Source organism: Candidatus Methylacidiphilales bacterium (assembly GCA_030054035.1).
In the GTDB taxonomy this organism is placed as follows: Bacteria; Pseudomonadota; Gammaproteobacteria; order JASGCS01; family JASGCS01; genus JASGCS01.
Genome location: JASGCS010000003.1, coordinates 1 through 25705 on the forward strand (window position 1 = coordinate 1; position 25705 = coordinate 25705).

General features: G+C 30.0%; 2 protein-coding genes. Both read left to right on the plus strand.

The genetic code is table 11. The features are described 5' to 3' along the window. The first annotated feature begins 109 nt into the window (after nucleotides 1-109). Entirely contained in the window at nucleotides 110-24640 is a 24531-nt protein-coding gene (locus tag QM538_03195; GenBank protein ID MDI9347487.1) for a hypothetical protein, read from the plus strand. Continuing rightward, a complete protein-coding gene (fba, locus tag QM538_03200; GenBank protein MDI9347488.1) occupies nucleotides 24641-25705 on the plus strand; it encodes a fructose-bisphosphate aldolase class II in 1065 nt (354 codons plus the stop codon). It abuts the gene before it with no gap.

The following is a 25705-nucleotide window of genomic DNA, read 5'->3' on the forward strand; positions in this document are numbered from 1 at the left end:
CCAACCCTTCACCCTCAACTCCCAAGATACCCTACTCCTAGATCCTGACTATATAGATATAAAAGGTGGTGTTGCTCCGATTCCCTGTCAGAACTGTGTAATAGGTTCTATGATTAATGCGAGTGATAATACCGGTGGTATATCATATATTTATCAGTCAGTTCTACAATCTTTTGATAGTGGGATAATAAGTTTAACCGCTATTAAAGGCATTTATTTTTCTGGCACCTTCACTAATAATTCTTTAAATTTAGGAAATAAATCTTTAGCTTTGACCACAACTTGTAGTACAAATTGTGCTGGGGTTAACGACTATATTAACATCAGTGTGCTAATTAACACAACAGGTGATGTGACTATAAATTCGCAATCATCAGTTAGAATTGATTCTCTAATTACTGCAAACTCAGTTTCTATAACTTCAAATAGTGGTATTCAAACTTCTCAAACTGTTGAGGTTCTCAATGCTACCAATTTAACCTTAATAAATAATTCAGGTACAATTGCCACGCAATTAAGGCCTTTAGTAGTAAATAGCTCAAAATTGTCTTCCCTTTCTATTAATTCATCGGGCAATGTTTTTATAAAAGCCGATCAGATTATATCGTTAATTAATAATTCTTCTACTATTTCTCTAACTAATGGGTCATTAAATTACTATCAATCTAATCCATCGTTGCGAAATATTACAATCGGCACCCTAACACCAAGTTCTAACTTAGCAATTTACAATCTTTATCCAGGTGGGCAAATTATTATTAACGGAGTAATAACTGTTAATAATAATTTGACCTTAAGTTCAGACGGGAGTATTAATGGATCTGGTTCTTTCACAATAAATAATAATGCAAGATTATCGCTAGAGTCCATTTCTGATGATATTGGAACTTCCGCAGTTAAACTAACAATAGAAAAAAGTAGCGCAACTTCAACTGTTACTTTTTCTGCTAATGACATCAATATAAAATCATTTACAAATAATGTAATTAGTTATTTTAAAAATTCCAATAATTCAATCTCCGGTAATATTAATTTAGAACAGGATGGTAGTATTTTGATAGATTCTAATTATAGTTTTAATAACCGACTATCACTTACCGCAACTGGATTTATTTATAGCTCAGATAGACAATTCAAAATAACCGCACAATCCTTTCTCCTTGAAGCGCAGGGAATAGGGATAAGCACCACTCCTGCCGCAGGCACAGTGCCCGATCCCGCAAATATAAACAGTGAATTAAATTTGTCAATTTACGGTGGTGGCTTGTTTAGTAGTTCAAATCTAGTTTTTAAATCCACCAGAGTGTACCTTGCCAGCAGTGAAGATGTTTTTCTTTATCAAGTTGGAATGTTTGGAAGTGGCGGAAATGCTAGCTATAGCACACTAGGCTTATTCGGATTGACTCAAATTGTAAATGATATTATTTTGCCAAATCAAGACATAGCTTTAACTAACAGTAGTGGCATATTAATACTCCATGCAGTCTCAGGAAACATCTATTCTCAACCTAGAAGCGCTCTAATTTCAAGAATAATTAGATTGCAGGCTATAAATGGATCGATCGGTCGCCAAACTAATCCGATATTAGTAATTGCTGGAAATACATTTTATGTAACTTATGATCCAAATGATTACAATAGTTCAAATTTTTTTGCAGTCGCTTGCTCTTCATCATGTTTAACTGGAGCGGGCAACATTTTCCTTTCTAGACTTACTTCAGTTGGTGTTTCTGAGTTAAATGATTTAAAAACAGCTGCAGCTCCAGCTGTTGCAAATATTATCTCAACAAATTCAATTATTACATTATTTAATAACCCTGTTGATATCGCGACTTGTTCCAGTTTACAACTTTGTACTATTGCGCAAAATATCTTTTCAATTCCAAGCACAATTCGGGCAACCAATATTACTAATAGCTCAGGAACCACTTTACAGTACAGTGATGTTACTCTAGTTTCAATTAGATCAGATATAGGCTCTTTAAGTAATCCAATTTTATTTAGTGTTGTACCTACCACATTAATTATTCAAACTAGAAATGGCAGTATTTATGCTAGTGGAAATAGTAATTTAGGACAAAATTCAAATATTAATTCTATTTATAATAAAATTTTAAATAACGCTACCCCACTCGGACCAAGTCCTACTGCAATACAATCTATAAACCTTACACAAGTACAGGGCGATGTTACTTTTATTCCTACGCAAAGTCAAATTGCATTACCTCTCAATATTTCTGTTTCCAGTGGTAATTTTTATTTTGGAACTAGTCTAAAACTTTTAAGTAACACATCTGTACAAGCTTCTAATATACAAGCCACTAATCAGTCGGTTTTAATAGATGTTAAAAGTAGCGATTTAATTTTAAATTCAAATACTAATATTGGTTCAAATTCAATCGGGCTGAAACTAATATCAACTGATTCAATTTATAACAAAATTAGAATTATATCGTTGGATAATGTTTATTTAAGTTTAGATTATAGAGTGGACGCTACTAATTCGGCAACAATTTACAAACCCCTTGAAGGTTTTTTAAACTCTTTGGGAAGTATTAACCCCTCTATTCCTAACGATAAAATTTTGTATTTAACTAGAGCTGACGCAATTTCGATGGAAACTATTATTAATAGTGGGTTGACACTAAACTTCTCCATTAACATAAGTTCAACATTAAACGAAATTAATTTAGGAGCACCCATAACTATAAGTGCGCCTTCCATTAGTATTTCTGGCTCAAAGCTTTTTAATTCTTCACATAAGATCACCTTTGTGTATCCTACCACTGGTAGATTGCAACTGGTCTCTTCTAGTTCTATTGGGAATGCTACTGGAAGAATTATTATTCCTTCATCTATTGCAATTAATACAAATAATACTGTTTTTAATATTCCTGGTGGGCAAATTATTTACGCTGAATCTAGTTCCCCTGTTAATTTATTACTTGCACGATATGAAGGATTTGGGGTGTCAAGTGCCAATACTTTCCCAACGTTGGATATTATTCAAACTTTTGGTGTTAGTTCAATATCAGTAGTTAGTAATCCTATATCTAGCGATCCAATTTCTTTAGATATCGGGTTAAATCTGACACTTAATGGAGAACTTACAGGGACAACAAACCTAATAACTAGAAGTCTAGAGCTCAGTGCTTCTGCTATCACAATTAATTCACTCGGGTTAAAATCAACTAATTCTGACTCTGTGCTTAAACTGAGTACTACAACTGGCGCAATTGGTACTTCAGCCTCACCATTACAAATATCATTTAACACATTAGCTGATCAAGATCGAATTTACAATGTTAGTAATCTCTCAAATACATTTACCATAACTTCAAAAACCAATGTATTCTTAAGAAGTACAGGTGTTGGTGCTTCAAATGGTCTGCTCTATGCCTTTATAGGTAACGTTAACGATTTTTCAGGAAATGTAACTATTTCTACCATAAATTCTAACAATGCAAACCCCACTCTTAGCCTCACTTTAATTTCTGGTGATTTAGTTTTTCCAGTTGGAAATCGTTCAAATAGCATCACGCTGTCTAGGCCGGTCACCTCGTCAACTATAAATTTTATTTTCGCTACTGAAAGTGGTGATATTATCATTAATAGAAACTTGGATTTTTCTCTGCATGCTAATAGCAAGTTAACTTTTAATGCTAATAGTAACAATCCATCTAAAGGAAATATTACTATTTCTTTACCTAGCAATGGCTATATCTATGCTAAGTATATTGAATTGAATGCGAGGTCTAATATTACCACTACGGCTCTTGCAAATAATAGTGGTTTTAGAGTATTACCCTCAGGTTCAATCAAATTAAATAGTACTGAGGGGTCTATAGGTAGCTCTATATTTCCGGTTTCAATTAGAAATAATACAACAAGTGATTTTGCAAACAATATTTTCTCTGCGGTATATGGCGATATTTACTTAAGCGACACAAATGATTCTACAGATGATTTCATAAATATAGTTGCAACAAATACGGCGTCAACGACTATATTTACTATTTCACCTTCCGGTACGCTAGGGTTGACCCAAATCCACAATGTTCTTTCAAATTTGGTCAGCATTGCTACTATAGATTCCGGTACTGCAAGTCAATTTGCTTTTAATAATTTATATCTCAAAGTACCAAGTAACACTACGCTGACTACTGCTAGTACTGCTAAAATTGCAGTTAATACACTTTCAATTTATGCAGGCTCTATAGGGACTTCACTTTCCCCGATTAATTTATTTGTCGCTAATGTTACTCCAAGCACTGTTATTTTTTCTTCGCAAAATGATGTTTATATATCTTATTCAGATGACTCAGTTTTAAATTTTGTTAACGCTCTTTTTGATACCATTGGTACTAGCACGGTCGCTTCAGGTGTTGTTTCATCAAAAGTTATTTCATTTGAGAGAACTGGAGCAACTGCCTTAGATATTTCAAGAGATATAAATATTTTTAATTTCAGATTTGGAAGTTCATCGGTAAAGTCAAATTTTATTGAGTATGGAAAGTTAATTATTAAATCTGGCGCAGGTATAACAAATAATAGTGGAAGGTATCTAATTTCAGCAAAAAGATTGGAATTGGTTGTTAACGGCGCACTTGGAACTTCTACAAATCCAATAATATTAAATGCATTTAATTCAGATTCTGGTAATGCTTGCCGAGACTCAACTTCATCAACAATTAATGTTAATGAGTTTTGCAGTTTACTTGTCAGAGACTCAACTAGCTCTAGTAATGCAAATATTTATATTGCCACATTAACAACTAATCTTTGTAATCAACTTGGCAACACAACTTGTGTTTCTGGCACTTCTTATTCTCTCGGCAGTACTTTTATAAGTAGAGCAGGGACAGCACCTGCAACAGTTGTTAATTCATTAATTATTAATGAAAATTTAAAAGTTGATTTATTTAATGGTTGTTATTTGAATTCACTAGGGTGTTCAACTGTAACACTAGCAAATGTATATATTTTAAATGCCACTAATAATGGTTTAGGACTCTCAACAATTAATGGAGTTACTAATTTTTTTGATCAAACTAGAGGCAGTAAATTTGATCTCTCCACTTATTTATCTATTACAATACATTCTGATGGTGATATAGGTAGTCCTGATCAGCCAATCCAAATACCATATAACGCAAGTCGAACAATTATAAATTTAGTTGCCGGAGGTAATATATATCTCGATACAAACGGCAATCTTTTTGAATTATTTAGTAATTCTGCTAATTTTATTTATAGAACTGGTACTACAACAATTTCAGGTACGAGTGAAAGTACTAGCGCGACAAGATTGTTTGTTACCCAGAGCGGTGTGCTAGGATCTTCGTTTGCTTCAGTTACAAATTCTATCTCTTATTCTGCTTTAAATCTCACTATCTTATTTAATTTAAATCCTGTAAATAATAGAACTATAACATTGTCGGCAGATCTTTCTTTAAAAGATCTTGAGATATATAATGCTTATTCTTTAAAGTGTTTTTCTAATGCAAGTTGTGGTTCTATTACAACGACTGACGATTTTCTTTATGATTCATCAACAATTACGGGATCTTCCTTAGGTGATGTTGGTACTGGATTTGCAAACATTAATGCTATAGAGATAACCGCAACTAATAGAACTATAAAGGCAGATCAAATTGCGATTAAATTCGATTTGCCTAATACTTTTGATGGCTCGAATTTATTGCTTTCAGCATCAGATATTATTGTATTAGTTGATTCAACTTCTTCTAGTAGTACTGATGTAACTATTTCTAAATTAGATTTTGGATTTTCTAAAGTATATATCTCAACGATAAGTACGAGGGGAATATTATTAAAAGAAGAATCATCGTTGCCAGCTATATCTGCAGGTTCTGTAAGTTTAAATTCAAAATACATAAAAAATGATACTACAACAGCAGGCTATATACAATTAAATGGTGGGGGAGTTTATTTGGTTGCTAATGGCTCAACAAGTACAGATGGCATCGGGCTATCAACTAGTCCAATACAGATTGAAAGTAGCAGGGGATCTTTATCAGATTCTTCAAATGAATTTTTCTTTAATGCACTTAATAGTTCAATTTATTTGAGTTCAAAATCACAATCTACTTTTTTAGGAAGTTTACTACCAACTACTGAAGGAACCGTTCAAGTAAGCACTACAGGTATCTATTCGTTAAAACAATTAACTGCGGTTGCTGGAACACCTAGTCATATTACAATTAACGGGGCTTTTAATGTTATTTCGCAGTATATTCCATCATTAGTGGTAACTACCCAAAATGGTAATATTAATGGAGGGAATGCAAATGGTGATATTTTATATGTTAATAATATCAAGTTAGAGGCCGGTTCTGGCAGTATAAATTACAGGGGAACAATCAGAAGTACAGTTTCTGGATCAATCACTCTTAAAGCTGAAAATATAGGAACAATAACATATCCATTAACAATACAATCCGATTCATTCATTTCAAATACAAATTTTATTGTAGATACAATTGCTAGTAGTAATGTATATCTTCGTTCTCCGGTTTCACAAAACACTCTTTTGTTTGGCGATTTAAGTTTTTCTTCTGTAAGTTATAATTTATTCCTTATCGCTGATTCATCACTAAATCAGAATTTGAGCATTCCTAATGGTACTATTGATATAAGCGATATTTCTTTACATATTGATGTTAAGTACGGTTATTTAAATAATAGCGCTTTAATTAAAGTAAAAAATTTAACTATTGTTGCCCTAAGCAATATTTATGGTACAGGTTCGTTAGAATTAGCGGATACGAGCGCCTCTCTTACAATTACTTCAAAAGAAGGTTCGATTGGTTATGATGGTTTGTTAAAAACAATTCAACCAATAGCACTTAATGTTTATGGTCGTACCTCAATTACTAGCAACTCACATTTTAGTATTGTTGCAGAAAGTGGAAATCTTTATGTATCTAGTAGCTCAAAATCACTGTACCAATTATTGATTGGATCTGTGGATTCAAGTAGAACTTACTTTAAACCATTTAATTATGGCACGATAGGATTTATTTTTACTGATTCTACATCAGCCAATCAACCTGTATTGTCAAATAATATTTCAACTGTTGCTGCAGGTAATCAAATTAAACTTCTTTTTAGTGCACAAAGTTTTACCGGGTCAGCATCAATTACTTCACATGCTGTAGAGTTTCGTAGTCTGACTGGAAATCAGTTTTATGGTTCTATTAATGCGAATGTTGTCACTATTGTTAATACTAATGGTGATATAGGTCAATCTTCATCCACCAATAGAATGTCTATAAACCTTGGTGGCGACGCATTATTAAGTATCTCAAATACTCGTGGCAGTGTTTATATTGCCGCTAATGATATCAATAAATTAGCTTTAGGAAATTATCAATTAGGTGAAAGCGCAACTACTGTTTCTTTTTATGATAACAGTACTGGATCTACTACATTAAATTTTAATGGTCATATTTTCTTTAATGATAATATTCTATTTGATATTAATACCACCAAAATATTGTCTGGTAGTGCATTGATAACATCAGGAAATATTACTTTAACTGCTGCTGGTATTAGTAACTTTACTGGAGCTTTAATTGCTAATAACATCAATCTTTTTTCTTCAGATGAAATAGGTTCTAAATTACAACCGGTTTATGTTTCAATTGGTGTTAATGGTTTGTTAACTATTGGAGCTGACTCATCTACAGCTTTATCCTTTGATGCGTATATATCATCTAATAATGTATCGTCCATTTTATCAACCAGTGTTTTAAGTTCATCTTCCCCAATTTCACTTATTACTTCTAAAGTGTTACACTTATTTCAAACAACTGGTGATTTAGATTTAAATTCAAATATAAAAACCTACTCATCAGGTAGTGTTGGCTATGGTTTAGATATTAAATCTTTAAAAGGTTCAATAGTATTAAATTCCACTATTGATGTTGGTACTAGTAGTGTAACATTAGAATCTTTTGAGAATATTAAAACTTCATCAAATCTAAGTATTGAAATAATTGCTAATCAAATAACGTTAATTGCAGATGGTACTATTGGAATAGGTGAATTAGACTATCCAATTGCAATAAAACCAGGCGCAGCTGTTAGTTTGATTTTAAGTGCAGTGAATGGTTCAGCGTATGTAATTAATAAAAGTACAACTAATAGAATCAATCTGTATGGTTCTTTATCCGGAAATGTGTTTAAAGTAGGTGGAAGCGGTGCTGATATTTATCTTATGGAAAATATCGTTGCAAAAACTGTTATTTTAGAAATTAATAATTTAAATAATGATCTTGATAAATCTATTATTGCCTCAGATAGCATTTCAATAATTTGTGTTTCTGCTTCTTGTGCAAGTTCCGGAATTGGTAGCTCAGCTCATAAACTTATTATAAATTCTGGAAACATTAATAATGTTTTCAAATATTTATATTTTGGAACAAAAGATGTTTATGTTCAATCTACAATCTCAATTAATACTAGTATCGTACGATTGCAATCTTCTAGTGCTGCGAGCAGAACTATTTTTATAAATTCAGCTATAGATGCCACATCAATAAAGAATTATAAAGTAGTTGAAATAGCGAGTCAATGTAGCACTAGTGACCAAAGATGTTCATATTCACCATATGGTGATATCTATATTAATGCAACGGAGTATGATCGAATAATTGTTACACCAGATACTATAAATCAAGCTAAATCAAATATTAACTGGAATGTCTTATCTCATATTTATTCATCAGTTAATTCAATTAGCACAATTGCGTTAGGACAAGGTATTAATTTTACTATCTCAACAAATGGGTGTCTAGCTTCTTCCACATGTGGAAATACAGATTCATTTGCAATAAATTTAACTAATATCTGGATTTCTTTACATAGAAGTGTTAATACAAACATTCAAAACGGTAAATTAGAATTAACCACACAAAACGGAACTTCAGGTGCGAGTTTATTTGGAATTAATGTTTATAAATTACAAGCATCATATATTAAAATAAACTCAGGCGCTTCTATTGGGAATGTAAATAACTACATTAAAGTTGATTTATATGAAACTATCTCTAATACTAATTTGATAGTTAGCTCAAATTGTACAAGCTCTTGTACTACATCTGCATCAAGTATTTATTTAGAACATTTAGATAATGCGTTATCATTATTAAATGCTGACATAACATTAAATGCTAATGGTTTATTTGCAATAGCTCAAAGTAATAATAATATTACTTTATCAAGCGCTCCTTCAATAGCTACAAATAACGGTTTTTCTATAAATTCATTATCTGGAAATATCTATCTAAATACTGATTTAACTTCTACTAAAATATTATTATTTGCAAATAGAATTATTCTAAATGCAGATCGTATCATAACTATAAATTCAAGTTCTGGAATCACCAACTCATTATTACTACTATCTAGAGTTTCAGATATTGCTGATTTAACAAATCGATTAATAATTGTAGATACATCTAATGTGCTTAATAATTCTAATTTTAATGTCTATCTTAATGGAGTAAGTGCTTCTATTTATTTTAAATCAACCTCTCAAAATCAATTTAACACTTTAATTACAGGTAATTATAATACAGGGTCTAATACCATCCATATTAATTATTCACCGACTTCGAATACATCCTTAGATTTTACTGATTCTGTTATTAACTTATTTAATACAAATATTTCTAATCACACTATTAATATTGCTAATACTAATGGTAATATAATTTCTACTTGTTCTACAAATTGTTCTTTAGAAACTAATTCAATTTCGTTATCGTCAAATGGTAATATAACTACCTCTTCTAATTTCAGTATAACCACTAAAAGTATTAGTGGTTATTTAACTTTGATTGCCAATAATGGTTTAGGAAATGTTGGTAGTAATGCTAACCCGATTAATGTAAATCCTAATAAGACCCAAACTGAAATATTATCAAGTCAGTTCATTGTTAATGCTAGTTCAATCTTTATAACTTCATTAAGTACCTCAGGAAAATTATTAAGTGGAACATTTCCTTCTACAGCAGTGGTAGAAATTAATCAAAAGAATGGGAATTTATATATTCCTTACATCATTCCTACAAATTTTGCAACATTAAAATTAAAAACTTTAGGTGATATTCTTAGAGGTTCAGGAAGCACTCTACGAGCTTCAATTTTATCTTTAACTTCAAGCAATGGATCTATTGGATCATCATCAAATCCAATAACTATTGAAAGAGTATCAGGCACTTGGTCAAGTGGAAATTTAACTGTTTCTGCTAGTAATGGGTCTGTATATATAAAATCAGGAACTCAAGGTATACTTCCTCTTCTTGGTATGGCTTCATCAACTATTTCTTTTTCTTCATCGGGTGTATTTTCTTTTGATCAATCTTCAGGTTCATTAACTATTGCTTCAAATTTGAATTTTCCATCAGCTTCAATTATTTTATCTACTTCACAAGCGCTATCAACTATTTCTCTTTCAAACTCAATAATAGCGAATGTAATCTCATTATCAACTCCTGGAATGGTTAGTGGTAATGGAACTTTAACAGCAAATCAAATTTCGATTACAGCAAATAGCACTAATAATGTCAATATTAGTAGTAATTCAAATTTAACTTTTAATCTAATAACCTCCTCCGCATCTACTATTAATTCCACACCATCTGGTAATCTAATTATTGGTACTATTCATAGTTCTGATTTGACAATAAATCATTCTGTCTCTACTAATGTATTATTAAATCAAAATTCATCTTTAATTAATACTGGGTTAAGTTTAGTTTTCAATCAAGCCAATTCTTCCTCTTTATTATTTTCTGACAATTCAAATTTACAATTTAATAATTTAAATGTAAGTTCACCTAATGTAATAGAATTTAATGGAACAATATTAATTTCAGGTAGTGTTATTGTTAGTGGGTTAAAAACAACATTAACTATTAATGATAGTTCAAATTTTGGTTCTTTAAAAGTAGTATCATCTAATAGTAATAGTGGTTTCATATTAAATGAAAATTCTTTATTAAATGTTACAAATGATTTATTAATTAATGTTTTAGGTTCAGTTACATTTAATTCAAATGTAACTGTATCGCAAGGTAATCTTGCAATTATATCAGGAAAAACAATAGAAAGTTCCGGCACTTTAACAGCTAGAAAACTGTATCTACGAGCAGCTTCTATTGGGACATTAAATAATTTTATAAATTATAATTTTACTTCAACTGATAGATTAACAATTTGTAACACTTCTATTCAAGGCATTACATTAACCTGTAATTCAAACTTAAGCGCTTCAAATCAGTCTTATGGTGCGTATTTTGAAGCAACCTCTTCAAATGCACTTGTCGCAATTACTAGTATTGCGATCAATCCACTCATACATCTTAATGGACCAACAAACGCTGTTGGCATCTATTTTAATTCAAGTACTCCATCAAACGATTATACCCTTGCATTAGCACTTACAAATGGCGATATTACCATCAATTCTACTTTTAATAATTTATTTTCTAATTATGGTGTAATCACGAATAATGGTTTAGTCTCATCCATTACTCTTTGGGCTATAAATGGAAGTATTCTTTCAAATTCTTCCTCTAATATCTTAAGTTTTTCATCTATAAACTTACACGCATATAATACCATTGGAACTATTTCAAATCCAATACCAGTATCAAATATTGTTAATAGCGTCCAATCGCCATTTACTACTTTTACACTTACTATAGATTCCACTTCAGCAAGTTCACAAACTGTATATCTATCTAGACAACAACTACCTTCTTTATGGTACAGACAAATAACTGCAAATAATGCAAATGTAAGATTAAAACTATTTGAAATATCAGGTGCTATACTTAATCCAAACTCTGTCAATTATAATTTTTATAACCCTTCTTCTGTAACTATATTTACACAGATTTCAAGTTGTTCTACATCATATATATGCTTAGATAGATCAAACTATAATAATTTTTCTCTTAGTAATTTACTTTATCCTGTAGTTGAAAATACTAATCCTAATATTGAAGTCGGTCTTGTTATTAATGAGAATATTGTAAGCCTAGAATTACACACAAGCAGTAATGTAATTATTCCAAGTACTATTACATTTAATCTAGCAACATTGATTTGGATACGCTCTGATAGTAATATTATAATTGGTGAAAATGCAGGATTAATTTTACCTAATAATTCTAAACTAATTTTAGACGCTACTAATAATTTAGAAATTCAAGGAACTTTAGATTCTCCTTCTGTAGAATTATTTGCTCGTAATGGTTCTATTGGTGTTTGCTCAGCTAATTCCCCTTCTGTTTGTGATAGTGGGCTTAGTGTTAATATTAAACCAGTTAAACTGAAATTTATTCCATTAACTGTATTAGCTGGAAATAATAATAACACATTTATAGCTATCTCTTTTTTATTCTCTAATACTAATCCATTGATTACATCAAATTTAAATACCATTAAGTTTGATTATGCAAGTAATTATTCTAGCAACAATCGTCATTTGCTTTATATCGCTTCTAATACACCAATTGATTTAACTGGGTTCTCTTCCCAGAATCTTTCAAATCAATTTTTAATTAATCCTAATATTGGGTTATATTTACTAACTACAACAACTAATAATAACATTACATGTTCACAGTGTGTTTTCAGTTCGTATGTTTTAGATTCAACAGGTACAGTTAACTTGTCCGCTGCAAATCTTTTAAATGGAAGTATTTTAAATATTTCTAATTTAACTATTAAATCAATTAATTCGATATTAGTTACTTCTCAATCAACTGTGTATGTTAATAGTATTGAGTCAGTATCCGCGACTTCAATAAGTTTAACAACTTCATCAGGTAATATTTATGTGTCAGATACTGGGCTTATTAGTAGCTTAACGCCGTTTAGTCTAGAAATTGGCGCTACTTCAGGTGCAGCAACAAATTTTGTATCGATTGGATTGATAAATAATTATGGGAATGCTGTTCCATTGTCAATTGTTAACGCTTCATCATTAACTTTTAATAATCCAACTAATATTGCTTTAAGGGTTGAGAAATTAGATGATGCAAATGTTATTCTAACTAATTCTAGTTTTATTTCTGGTAGTTTTTTACGATATATACAATTACATAGCGCAACTACAAATCCACAATTTATTCTACCTTTAATAAATATGACTGGTAGTATCTACATAGTAAGTACAAACCCAGTTTTAATTAAGTATAACATTACAGCAAGTCTTTTATCAATAAACTCAGTCCAAAATATTGAACAATCCAGTGGAACTTCTTTAACCGTTAGTCACCTTGCTTTAACCTCAGGCGGCTCTGTAGGTTCATTAAATTTACCTATTGCTCTTTCATCAAATCCAACTACTATTCAAATACTTGCTGGTGCAAGAAATAATTCTTCAATATATTTAAAGACAACTTCTGATATCATTAATCTCGTAACTGATAAAACCTCAAGTTCTTTTGTAAGATTTAGTTTTGATGGAAATTATGATAATTCTGATAGTAATGTTTATCATACTTTAAATATTACAACTTCTGGTGCATCAGGTATAACAATTAATAATGAAATAAATCAATTTATCTCTGATAATTACGCTTCATTTTCACGAGTGTATGGACTTAGAAAAGTTATTTTAGAATTAAATGCTACAGCTGGTCCAATAACTATTAATAATAATGTAAAAGTTTTAGAACTTTCACTTACCTCATTTGGCTCAATTACAACTAATGCTATTTCAATAGTAACAGCTCGAACCTTTAAATTCACCGCAAATAGTATTGGAACTTCAAGTTTACCTATTAACATATCTACAGTTCTATATCCAGAACAAAATGAGCTAGATATTTGTATTTCTCAATGTGATTCAAGTTTGGTTTATAACAAAACTGATGATAATCAAGTAATTATAAATGTTACTACACTTCCTGCATACTTTATAAGAGCTTTAAATACAAATGAGTGGAATTGTAATCCAACAAATTCTTGTACTATTATTCCATCCTCTAGTTTAGTCTTTAATCAAATATTAATTGTTGATACTTGTCCAATTACATTGCTATCAACTGATAAATGTCTTTCAACTACACCAGTGAATCAAGGGGATCTTAATATAATACTTGCTGGAAGAGGATCAAATTACTATATTCCTATTTCAATTTTCAATTCTTTAACTACTTTTGATCTCAATTTACGAGCTATGTATGGTATTGTTTCATTACTTTCATCTCCTGTTGTTGTTAATCGCTCTTCAATTACTACCTTTACAGTGGTATCAAACAATCCTTCTACAAATCAATCAATTTATTCTGGTATAAATTTAAATAATGTATCATTAGTTTCTACAGCAAAAGTAGTTTTTAATACTAATAATGGTTTTACAACATTTAATCGTTTAGTGTCTGTTAACGGTGCTGACTTAATATTCAATTCTAAGGCGGCAATTTGTTTTAACACAATTGCAATAAATACTAGTTGTTCAGATACTCCAAGAACTATTATTGAAAATACAGTTAACTATTCACTTATAGAAGGTGAATTATTAGTGTCTGTTACTTCTGGGAAAATTATTATTAATGGTCTTGATGAAAATGGTGTAACTTGTACTGGAGGAGTATCTTGTCTTTTCCCAAATACAGCACGACTTCGTCTCATTAGCCCAATTACCGAACTAGGTAATATCAGAGTTTCTGGTTTTGTTCGATTAAATGCAGATTCGAATACTGTTTATAATGCTTATTCTGGAAATATTACACAAATCGGCACCGCTGCAAATCAAATCACTTCAAATTCTTTGGTGTTAATTGCTGGTTCTACTACCAATTCTACAAATCTAAACCAATTAATTGTCAATATTACTGGAACAATATCTATTACAATAAAAAATATTCAATCTGTTACTGCGAGTAACTTATTGTTAGCCGGCACATTTTCTACACCTTTACTATCTATTAGCTATAATCAAAATAATAGCACTAGTAAAAATATTGAGATAACTCAAGTAGTTGGTAATATTTTTATAGATTCTATTTCAAATAATTTTACTTCCAACGCAACTGTTCTTCTTAGATCGTTATATGGTTCAATTTTGTGTATTTCTATTTGTCCTTCATTTGCTTCTACAAACCTAACCCTAATTGCAAAAAACTCAATCGGCGCATCTAGTAATCCTTTTCAAATTTCAACATTCCCTACTACATTTAATGTGAATGTTTCAAATAATGTATTTTTAATTTCACATCTTATTAACTTACTAGCAATTCCTAAAACTAGCTACTCATTTAGACAAATTGATAGTAATACAAATTCTATTTATACATCTGCTGGAGCGCTTACTCCAATAAGCACTTTGTCAAATAATTTATTATCTTTACATTTTGGAAGTCGAGTTATACAGGTATCAACTGATTTAGATTATAGTTTTCAAAAAACTCGTATAAGCCTTATTACTGATTCAGAAGATGTAAATTCAATTAATATTTCAAATACTCTGACTGCTTATGCCTTATCATTTTATTCATTAAATGGTGGAGTCACTTTCAATACTTCTGTACAAACTGATCTATACATAAGATCAGCGAAGGCAATTAATGGTTCAATTTTTGGTAGTTCAATAATTTCTATACTTACAAACGCTAACGTAACTTTAACTACCGATAATAATTTATTTATTTCAAGAATACAAACAATTGGTGTAAATAACTTTGTAAAAATAACAGCTACTGGAACTGGAAAAGTTGATAATCAAAATCAATATTCACTTTTACAAACTTCTGATTTAACTATTACATCAAATAATTCAATTGGAACATTATTATCACCATTACAGATAGCGGTTTCTAAATTAACTATTTCAAATGCTTCAGCGGCTACTTCTACAGTAATTTATATAAATAATAATTTTAGCAATGATTTATTAATTAATACTATTACTTCAAATAGTAATGCTTCTAGCTTAGTGCATATATTTTCAAATGGTTCTATTCTAATGTTTGATTCAAATTCTAATATTAATGTAAGCAATATAATTTTAAGAACCTCTAAATCCTTAGGAACTGTCAGTAACCCCATAGTAATTAATTCTACTTTAAATTCAGCTTCATTTATTGCTGGTGAGATAGAAAATAGTGGAATTAATATTCTTTCCAACAATCTTCCTTCTATAATAGTTGCTCTATCTAATAGTTATTTTATTTCTAGCTTGCGTTCTACTAATAATCTTCATTCTATTTCCATTACCTCTTCTGTTTCAAGTTTAACTTTAACCAATACAATCAATCAATCTAATTTAGGAATATCTTCTTCAAGTTTTGATACTCCTGTCCCAAGCAGTAAAAATGAACTAAGTAATGTACTTATTACTTTTATAGATAGATCTCAAAGTGACAATTCATTGTCAATCACTGGTATGGTTAGTGTTAATGAAATAAAATTTAGCAATTACGAAACCATTCAGATTATGGATTATTATGATACTAAATCTATTATTTTTGATACACCGACATTATTTAATTTGTCATTAACATCATCATTTGTAACACCAGTTAACAGTTTGGCAAATAATTTATCTTTTGAATTTACAAACCCAAATATTAATTTTGAAAATACTCCTGAGATTCCATTAAGCGCAGTTCAAAATTTAACTATTACCATTTCAGGAGCTGGCATAGTTGATGTTGATCTTAATAATTTATTTATTAATATAATTAGTAAATATACAGTTTTATCAATCCTTACAATAGAGTCTAATGGTAATATTATTTCTAATAGTGCAATTCCATTTAAACCTAATTATTTAACTTTCATTGTTAATGGTGAACTTGGTACTTTTAACAACCCTATATCAATTAATAATAGTAATTTATCTCGTTTATCTATTACTACGCAAAAAAATGCTTATATCAATTTAAATCCAAATATCATCGTAGAAAGTGTTGTTAACTTTAATGCACCATCTAACTTTTCTTTGTTTGTATTCAAACCCAACAATCCTCCTACTCAAATAGTAGCACCAAAGTTTAATGCATATATTATTTCTGATTCTACTTGTCCGGATAATATTTATACTAATGACTATTGTATTAATTCATATGTAAGCTATAATTTATTTATCACTAATACGATTAGTTTTGCTTCAAATAACTTAGCTACAGTTTTTATTACCAAAACATTTTTAGAGAATTTAGCATTTGGAGAAATAATATTTCAAAATTTAAATACATTAAGTGTGCTTGGTTTCAATCAAGTTTCTAATGTTATACAAATAAATCCATCAGTTTCAAAACTATCTTTTATTGCAGATTCACAAAATGGAATTATAGATTTAATGAATGTTACTTTATACTCATCATCAGAATTAATTTTACATGCAAGTGAGATTTATTCTGATGCACAACTTATTACAAATTCTATTGAATTAATAGGTACTTCAAATGTTGGCTCTGTATTTAGGCCATTAAAATTGAGCTTGCCGAATAGTTCAGTTATTTACGATAAATTTGTAATCAAATCAAATAATCTAGTTGCATTATCTAGTACTATTTCCTTATATGACTACTTACCACAAAACCTAACTGATATAAATAATAAAATATTATTGTCTACAGACAATAATATTATTTCAACTAATGCCACCTTATATTTAGAATATCTTGGTGGTCATATTAATTCTAATAATGGTATAAATCCTATAGCATTAAATACAGATAGCAATAATTTTAGATTTATTTTAGTTTCTACTAATGGTTCTATCCAGACTTTTGGTAGTATTATTGCAAGCTCTATCTCTTTATCTGCGCGCAATGGTTTAATAGGTAGTTTTAATTATCCAATATCTATATTCAATTCAAATAGCCCTAGTTTAGCTTCTATTGAAATTACAACTAGTGTAAATTCAAATGCTTTCTTAAAAGCAACTTCAGGATTAACCGTAGCTAATTTTAGATCTAAATTAAGTGCCACTATAGGTACAACTGTAATCTTCAACAATAATTTAGAAAATACTTATCAACAACAATTCTATAATCCAAGTCAGATTGTTATTATTTCTTCAAATAGTACACTAATCAATAGCCCATATGTTGCAAATGCAATATTAAATAATCAAGGTGTTCCGATAGATAACTCTATTTTATATATATTAAATACTGGATTTGTAAATATCTCTTCAAGTCAAATAGAAATTAGAACAAATACTTTTTCATTTGCCAATGATTGTGTATGTGAAGTTTCTTTACCAAAAAATTCTAATGTGTTTTTATATAGTAATTCTTTTGGAACTTCTCCTTTAAATTTTAAAATATCCCGTGATAGTACATTTGAAATCACAAATACATCAATTAATAAAATTAATATTATTATTAATTATTCAGGTCTAGCTAATAGCTTGAATAAGATTCAATTATCTTTAAAAGGTAGTTATGGTTCTGTAACGACTCGCGCAACTAGCACTATTAACACAATTACTATTAGTGATTCATCGTCTATCTCATTACAAAACTTATTAATCGAATCTGATAGTACCTATATTCAATTAGGTAATATAAGTAATTTAGTAAGTGCAACAATACAAAATTATAAGTTAACACCTATTTCTAATGTTTCTTCATTGCCTTCTACTATGCTATCTTTTATTGGCAATACATCTACTAATTCATTTACAATAAACACAAATACAGTTGGTCTTGGCAATAAACTTAATATAAGTAATGGCTACCTTAACATTTCTGCAAATGAGATATCTTTGCAACTAAGTAACACTGTAGTAAATCAAGTATGCCCTAGTACCTGTACATTAAGATCAATATCAATCAATAATATTCTAGGCAACTTAGCACTACCATCAATTACTGCTACTAACATTACTATTGTTTCGGTTGGTTCTATAATTTCTGGAACTTTAAATTCAAATTTTATTACTTTAACTTCAATTAATTCCATAGGATCATCTGCCAATCCAATTGTATTATCTAAATTAAATAGTTCTGGTAAAAATTATAATTTTACAACTGGTGATTCAATTCATTTAATTGGTTCTATTGATTCATTAATACCTGATACTCTTACCTTTACTTCTGTTTCGATTGGGAATTTGTACCTATATTCAACTGTTGCTACAACTATCACCAATAGTTTGAATTATTCCAATGCTAATATCTTCATTAATAATGGTAACCAATCATTTTCTTGCGCGTTAGTGGGAGCTTGTATTACTGCAAATTCTATTTCTATATCTGCAAATTCTATTACCGGTACTGATTCAAATCATTACAAATCTAATGGTCGTATTACATTTAATTGTAACGGTGCTGTGTTAACCTATTCCTTTTGTTTAACAGCATCAACTAATGTTTCGGTAACGTTAATTAATAATACAATTAATGATGGACTAGCTCTTTCAATTGGTTCTGGAACAACAACGATTAATTCCACTAGATTAATTCCTCTCATTAAGTTTACTGATTTGGTAAATTCAATTGTTAGATTTAACACTAATATTGAGTTACTATCTTCAATAACAATAAACGGAGTAGTTAGTTTTAATAATAGTTTATTTAATAATGGTTCAAATTCTATAACAATTTCACCAGCAGCAAATTTAATACTTGGGGATAGCGGCTCTCTTTTAAATAAGTCTTATGGATCTGAGCAAAACCCATTAATTATCCAAAATAACACTTCAATTCTTCCTGGATTAAGTTTTGGTTTCGCCACTGATATAGCAAATAATTTATATATATTGTTTATTGACAATCCTTTTAGTTCAACTTTAACTAATTCAGTAAAATCCTCACTAAATACTTTAATAAGTAAGGCTTATTCAGTAGGACTAGGAACTCATAGTAATAATTTAGTTTTAGACTATTTACCTTCAAATTTATCTACAAGAAGATCAATCGCATTATATGCGCAAGGTTCCATTACTCAAGGAACTACACCACAGGTACTTACAGCATCTACTATTCATCTATATTCAGGTTTTAAAACTACTTTGAGTCAATGTCCAATCAATCAGTCGACCTGTAATGATATTGGTGGTTCTAGCTCTTATATTAAATTAAGGCCTGGAAATAGTGCTTTAAACTTTGATAATATTTTAATTGTTACTCCTGCATATGCTCGTGCCTATATTGAGAAAGATTCACAATATTTATGGAATAATAAGATATATGGAGTATATAACAATAATATTTCACTTAAAGAAGTAAACTTATCTTCTTCAACTATTACCGAAAATATATTTGGTAATAGTTTTAGCAATATTATAATTGTTGCAGATGCTTTTGATTTAACAAATCAAATTGTATTATTTGATTTGTTTAATAACGGGTACGCATTAATTAATGCAAGTACAGATGTTTATATAACCAAAAACCAATTAGAATCAGTTTCTTTTGGCACAATACATCTTAAGGCTTTTAATTCTATTGTTGGTAATTTAAATGGTGTCATTAATTTAAGTTCAGATGTGAACATTATTTTAGAGGTCTCAAATTTAATTGATAATACTGGATTGGGAATTACTTTGAATAATACACGAATTACGACTTCTGGTACTGGTAGTATATCTTTATTAGCATTTACAGGCAGCATTACTTCAAATAGTTCAGTTCAGAGCAGTCTAACTACTGAAAATGGTCCAATTACTTTGGTAACTAATAATAATATTTGTGCAATAAGTAATGTAAATAATTCATGCTTATCTACATTTAAATTAAACACCACAAATAATAATACCGAAGATTTAGCTTTTCTAACCGTTGCAGGGTATTTATATAATGGTGTTTCAAATGAAATTTGTTTTACTCAAGTCAATGGTTTGAATTGTCGATTACCCAACACTGTTTTAATACATTCTGATAGTACCTTAATTCTTGGAAATGTATTTGCCAATGAGTATATTTCAATTAATGTAGATGGTTCACTTTATAGTAAACCAGATACTGTACTTGCAACTATATCTTCTACTTCATCTATAGTAATCGATGCTTTAAATATTGGATATATATTTAGTAGGGAAAATGCGATACTAGATACCTCTAAGCGTCTATCTGTCCAAAACGCAGGAATAGTAACAATAAATCGTTATACTGGTAGCCAATTTGTTTCTCCAAATAATTTGTACTCAATTGCTCTATCTGGTCAAATAGATTTAACAAAATTAAATATACAACTTAATACTGTCACTCCTTTAAAGTACTATTTTTCACTTTATAGTGATACAGATCCAATAATAATTCCATCTTCAGGTATTTCACTCCCTAATTCAGGATTGATTGGTCTCAATGATGTATCTAGTGCAATAGTTTTAGTTGCCCAAAATAGTTCAATAGAATGTGTGATTGTTATAGATCAATGCGGAGCATTAAATAGTGATACAATTGATTTGATTGCACCTAATGGCAGTATTGGAAATGCAAATTCCCCTATTCGTACATTATTAAATAAACCATTTGCAGGCACTTTATTTGTTGAAATTAGAGATAGTATATATGTACAAGCAGTAGGTACTACGAATTTGATTAATGCTTTACATTTAAGTTCTGCAAACACTAACAATATTAATTTTACACAGGATGTAGATCATATTGTTTATCTCGAAAATGATACTTCAGAAATTAATATTGGTTCAAATGGCTTAACATTTTCTAGCTTAGTTACATTAATATTAAAAACTAAAAATCAAATTTTAGAAAATCAAAGGCAAAGTATTTTAAGCAGTGGATTAATCACAGCTGGCGCTGTGCAGATTGTGAGCGCAAGAGATATTGGATCTCCAGATCAATTATTCCAAGTTTTAGCCTTAAACCCAACTGGAAGCCCAGTTCTAATTAATAATTCAAGAGGAAATTCATTTACTATTTCACGATGGTTTGAATCTACATATTATGACGGTAATATCTATATTGATATATCTACTGATCCTGATTTATCGGTTCGTTACGGTGGTTTATATATCTCATTTTCAGATCAAGTAAGTGTATCTGGTTCTCATGAATTAGCTATTACAACTTCAGTGGGAGATCTTTTGCTTCCCCAATCAAGTTTTGGTTTAACTAATCAGAATAAAGTATTATTACCAGGTGGAAATACTTTATACAATAATCAAAAAATTTCACTTTTACAACTTACATCAATTAATGGTAATGTTTATTCAATTTCTCCAATTACATTAGTTGCAAATGCTTTTAGAATATATGCTTATAATTCAATAGGAACTAGCCAAGTACCTCTTACTATTGAAGCCAACACTAATACCAATGTTGATTTTGTAAGTAATACACTTTCTTTTACTGCTGGCTCAGGAATATATTTAAGTAAAAATCATTCAATTTTAAGTTTACTTAATTTAGATGCCATTGGATCTCCAAATGCAATTAATTGGATTAACCCATCGCTATGTCTTCCACAATGTGAATTATTATTACAAAATCTTAGCGCCAATGAAAATGTTTATATACCAAGTTCAGGTATTAATTTACAGTTAGATGTTATCACTACACAAGATGCAAATATTAGTTTTACTTTACTTAGTAATGGTTCTATCATTACTAGAAGTTTAATAGATGATACTACTGGTAGTATTTATGTTGATTCTCTACATGTACAAGCCACTAAAGCTATTTCTGTCAAATTATCTTCTTTGAATCCATCAAGAATTCCTAATATTACTGTTTTTAGCACATCAAGTGAGCAATTTGGTAGTCTAGTTTGTGCATGTGATATTAATGTTGTTGGTACTAATTTCTATCAACAAATTGCTGATTATGTTTCAGAATCAGGAATTGCAATTGCTACTAATAGCGAGATTTCACTCAATGCTATTAGTTTTTCAAATGTAAGTTCACCTTTGTATTTATATCAATCAAGGTATGGTAAGTTTAAGTTTAATAAAAGTTTTGTTATACCTGGTGACTTTTTTTATCGTTCAAATTCAGAATCAGGGATTACTACTGATGCTTTAACACTACTAACTGCTCGTTCATTTATTCTTTCTTCAAATGGCTCAATTGGTAGCCTTGCTATACCATTAGATTTATCAATTATTGGATTAAATAGTTCATTAAGTTCACTACCATCAAAAGTTTTAATAATAGAATTGACCGGTAATAATAATTCTGTATACCTAAATGCAAGCACTTCTATTCTAAATATATTAGGTTCTGGTAAGTCAAAGTTTTATTATTCTGGCATTTCTACTACTGGTAATGATAATTTACTTTCTCTTAGATCAATAAGTAGCTCTATAACCATATCTAATTCGTTAGTATTTAGAGCTAATGACTTTATTATTGACAGTGCAAATAGTCGTGATTTAACAATTCAAATACGTGCTGAAAGTTCAACCTATGGTAGTGGCAATATTTTCTCTTCATCTAATGCTAGTATTGATATTACTAATTTAGGATCAAATATACTTCTTGATTTATACGCTTCACAATCAATAGGTGATTCAGTAAACGCATTATTAGTACATTCAAGTAATGAAAATAGAGTACATTTCACATTCAATACCTCACTACACTTAGCACACAATTCTAATATCTTCTCACTTTTAACCATTAATGAAAACAATATTATTAGTAATGTTTCTTTTATAAGCAATGTTACACATTTAATACGAATTATTCAGCTTAATGGCGATATCATTCTTCCAAGAGTTATAAATCTTTCTGCTGATAATTTAATAAATGGAAAAATTAATTTACATATTAAAGCTGAAAATAGATCAAATAGTTCAAATTGTGGTTTATCGTTATTGCAACTTTGTGGCTCTATAATAACTACTACAACTTCATCAATAGTTGCAAATACTATCCGTCTAGAAGCTGATTCCAATATTGGTTCAATTTCTTCCCCAATTACTCTATTAGCAACAGGAAACCTACCTTCTGATAATATTGAAAACAGAAGAATTTATATCTCTTCAAATGGTATTGACGCAGTAATAAGTATAGCTTCTGGTGATAATATAATTGGTTTATTGGGAGCTTATTTAGGAATATTACCAGTATTCAATAGGATTGATTCAACTAGAACCTTGTATTTACAGCAATTATCTGGGAATATAATTATTCCAATAGGTGGAGTATCGTTTTTATCACAACTAAATATTACTAATTTATATTTAAAAGCATCTCCAAATACTTCATTAAATGATACTAATCAATATTCGATTAATATATATAGTCCTATTAAGGCAGATTATATTTCATTAAATGCGTATAATTCTATTAATTCTTATTCAAATGGTATTGTAATTGCGAATAAATTAGCTATATATTCTGAGTATGGAAATATTGGTTCATTCACTTCACCGTTAGTTCTTGCTCCTATAAGTGATACTTATATTTCTGCTTTAGTAGACAATGGCCTATCAAATACTTCTACAATTTTTATTAAATCATCTATAGGAAACAATATACTAGCTTTAATAACATTAAGTAATAAAAGAGGTAATGTAGTTCTCAACCCAACGCTTCCAAAAGCTCCAGTCAAAAAACGTGATTTAGGATCTATAAGTTCACTTGTAGTATCTTTATTTGAGATATTTGGAGAGGATTGTGATGATAATGTTCTCTTCTCTTTTGTTTTAAAACCTATTTGTAAATTTTAAATGTTAATTAGTTTAAGACATTTACTAGATTTTGCAGCTGAAAATAATTTTGGTGTTCCTGCATTTAATGTTAATAATTTAGAACAAATGCAAGCGATTATGAGAGCTGCTAATTCACTTGATGCTCCAGTAATTGTTCAAGCTTCTGCTGGTGCTCGTGCTTATGCAGGTTCATTTTTTTTAAAGAGCCTCATTGAATCAGCTATAGAGACCTGGCCTCATATTCCATTAGTAATGCATCAAGATCATGGAGCCTCTCCGGCAGTATGTATTAGATCAATTCAATTGGGCTTTTCTTCAGTGATGATGGATGGGTCTTTAGGTGAAGATATGAAAACCCCTATGAATTATGATTACAATAAAAATGTAACAAAACATGTTGTGAGTATAGCTCATGCGGCTGGCGTTTCAGTGGAAGGTGAATTAGGATGTTTAGGATCACTAGAATCAATGAAGGCAGCAGAAGAAGATGGATCTGGAGCATCTGGAGTCCTTTCACACAATCAACTTTTAACTGATCCTCAAGAAGCAGCTAATTTTGTGCATGATACTCAAGTTGACGCTTTAGCTATCGCAATTGGGACATCCCATGGTGCATATAAATTTTCAAAACCACCTACAGGTGAGACTTTAGCTATTGAACGAGTTAAACAAATTAATGCTTTAATTCCAGATACGCATCTCGTTATGCATGGCTCAAGTTCAGTCCCACAAGACTTGGTCTCAAAAATTAATACTTATGGTGGAAAAATTAAAAAATCTTATGGGGTTCCTGTTTCAGAAATACAAGAATGTATTAAATATGGAGTTAGAAAAATTAATATTGATACTGATTTAAGATTAGCTTGTACTGCTGCAATCCGTGAATATTTTAATACTTATCCAGAAGAATTTGATCCTAGAAAATATCTATCTGAAGGTCTAAAAGCTATGGAATTAGTTTGTAAACAAAGATTACAAGATTTTGGTTGCGCAGGAATGGCTAGTAAAATTAAAGCCAGAACGCTAGAAGAAATGTCTCTCCTCTATAGTAGAGGTGAGTTAAAAAGTAGAGTAAAAATTTAG

Excerpts from the sequence above, each read along its gene's own strand:
- fba (MDI9347488.1), top strand. The coding sequence starts at position 24,641 with ATGTTAATTAGTTTAAGACATTTACTAGATTTTGCAGCTGAAAATAAT.
- QM538_03195 (MDI9347487.1), top strand. The coding sequence starts at position 110 with ATGATTAATGCGAGTGATAATACCGGTGGTATATCATATATTTATCAG.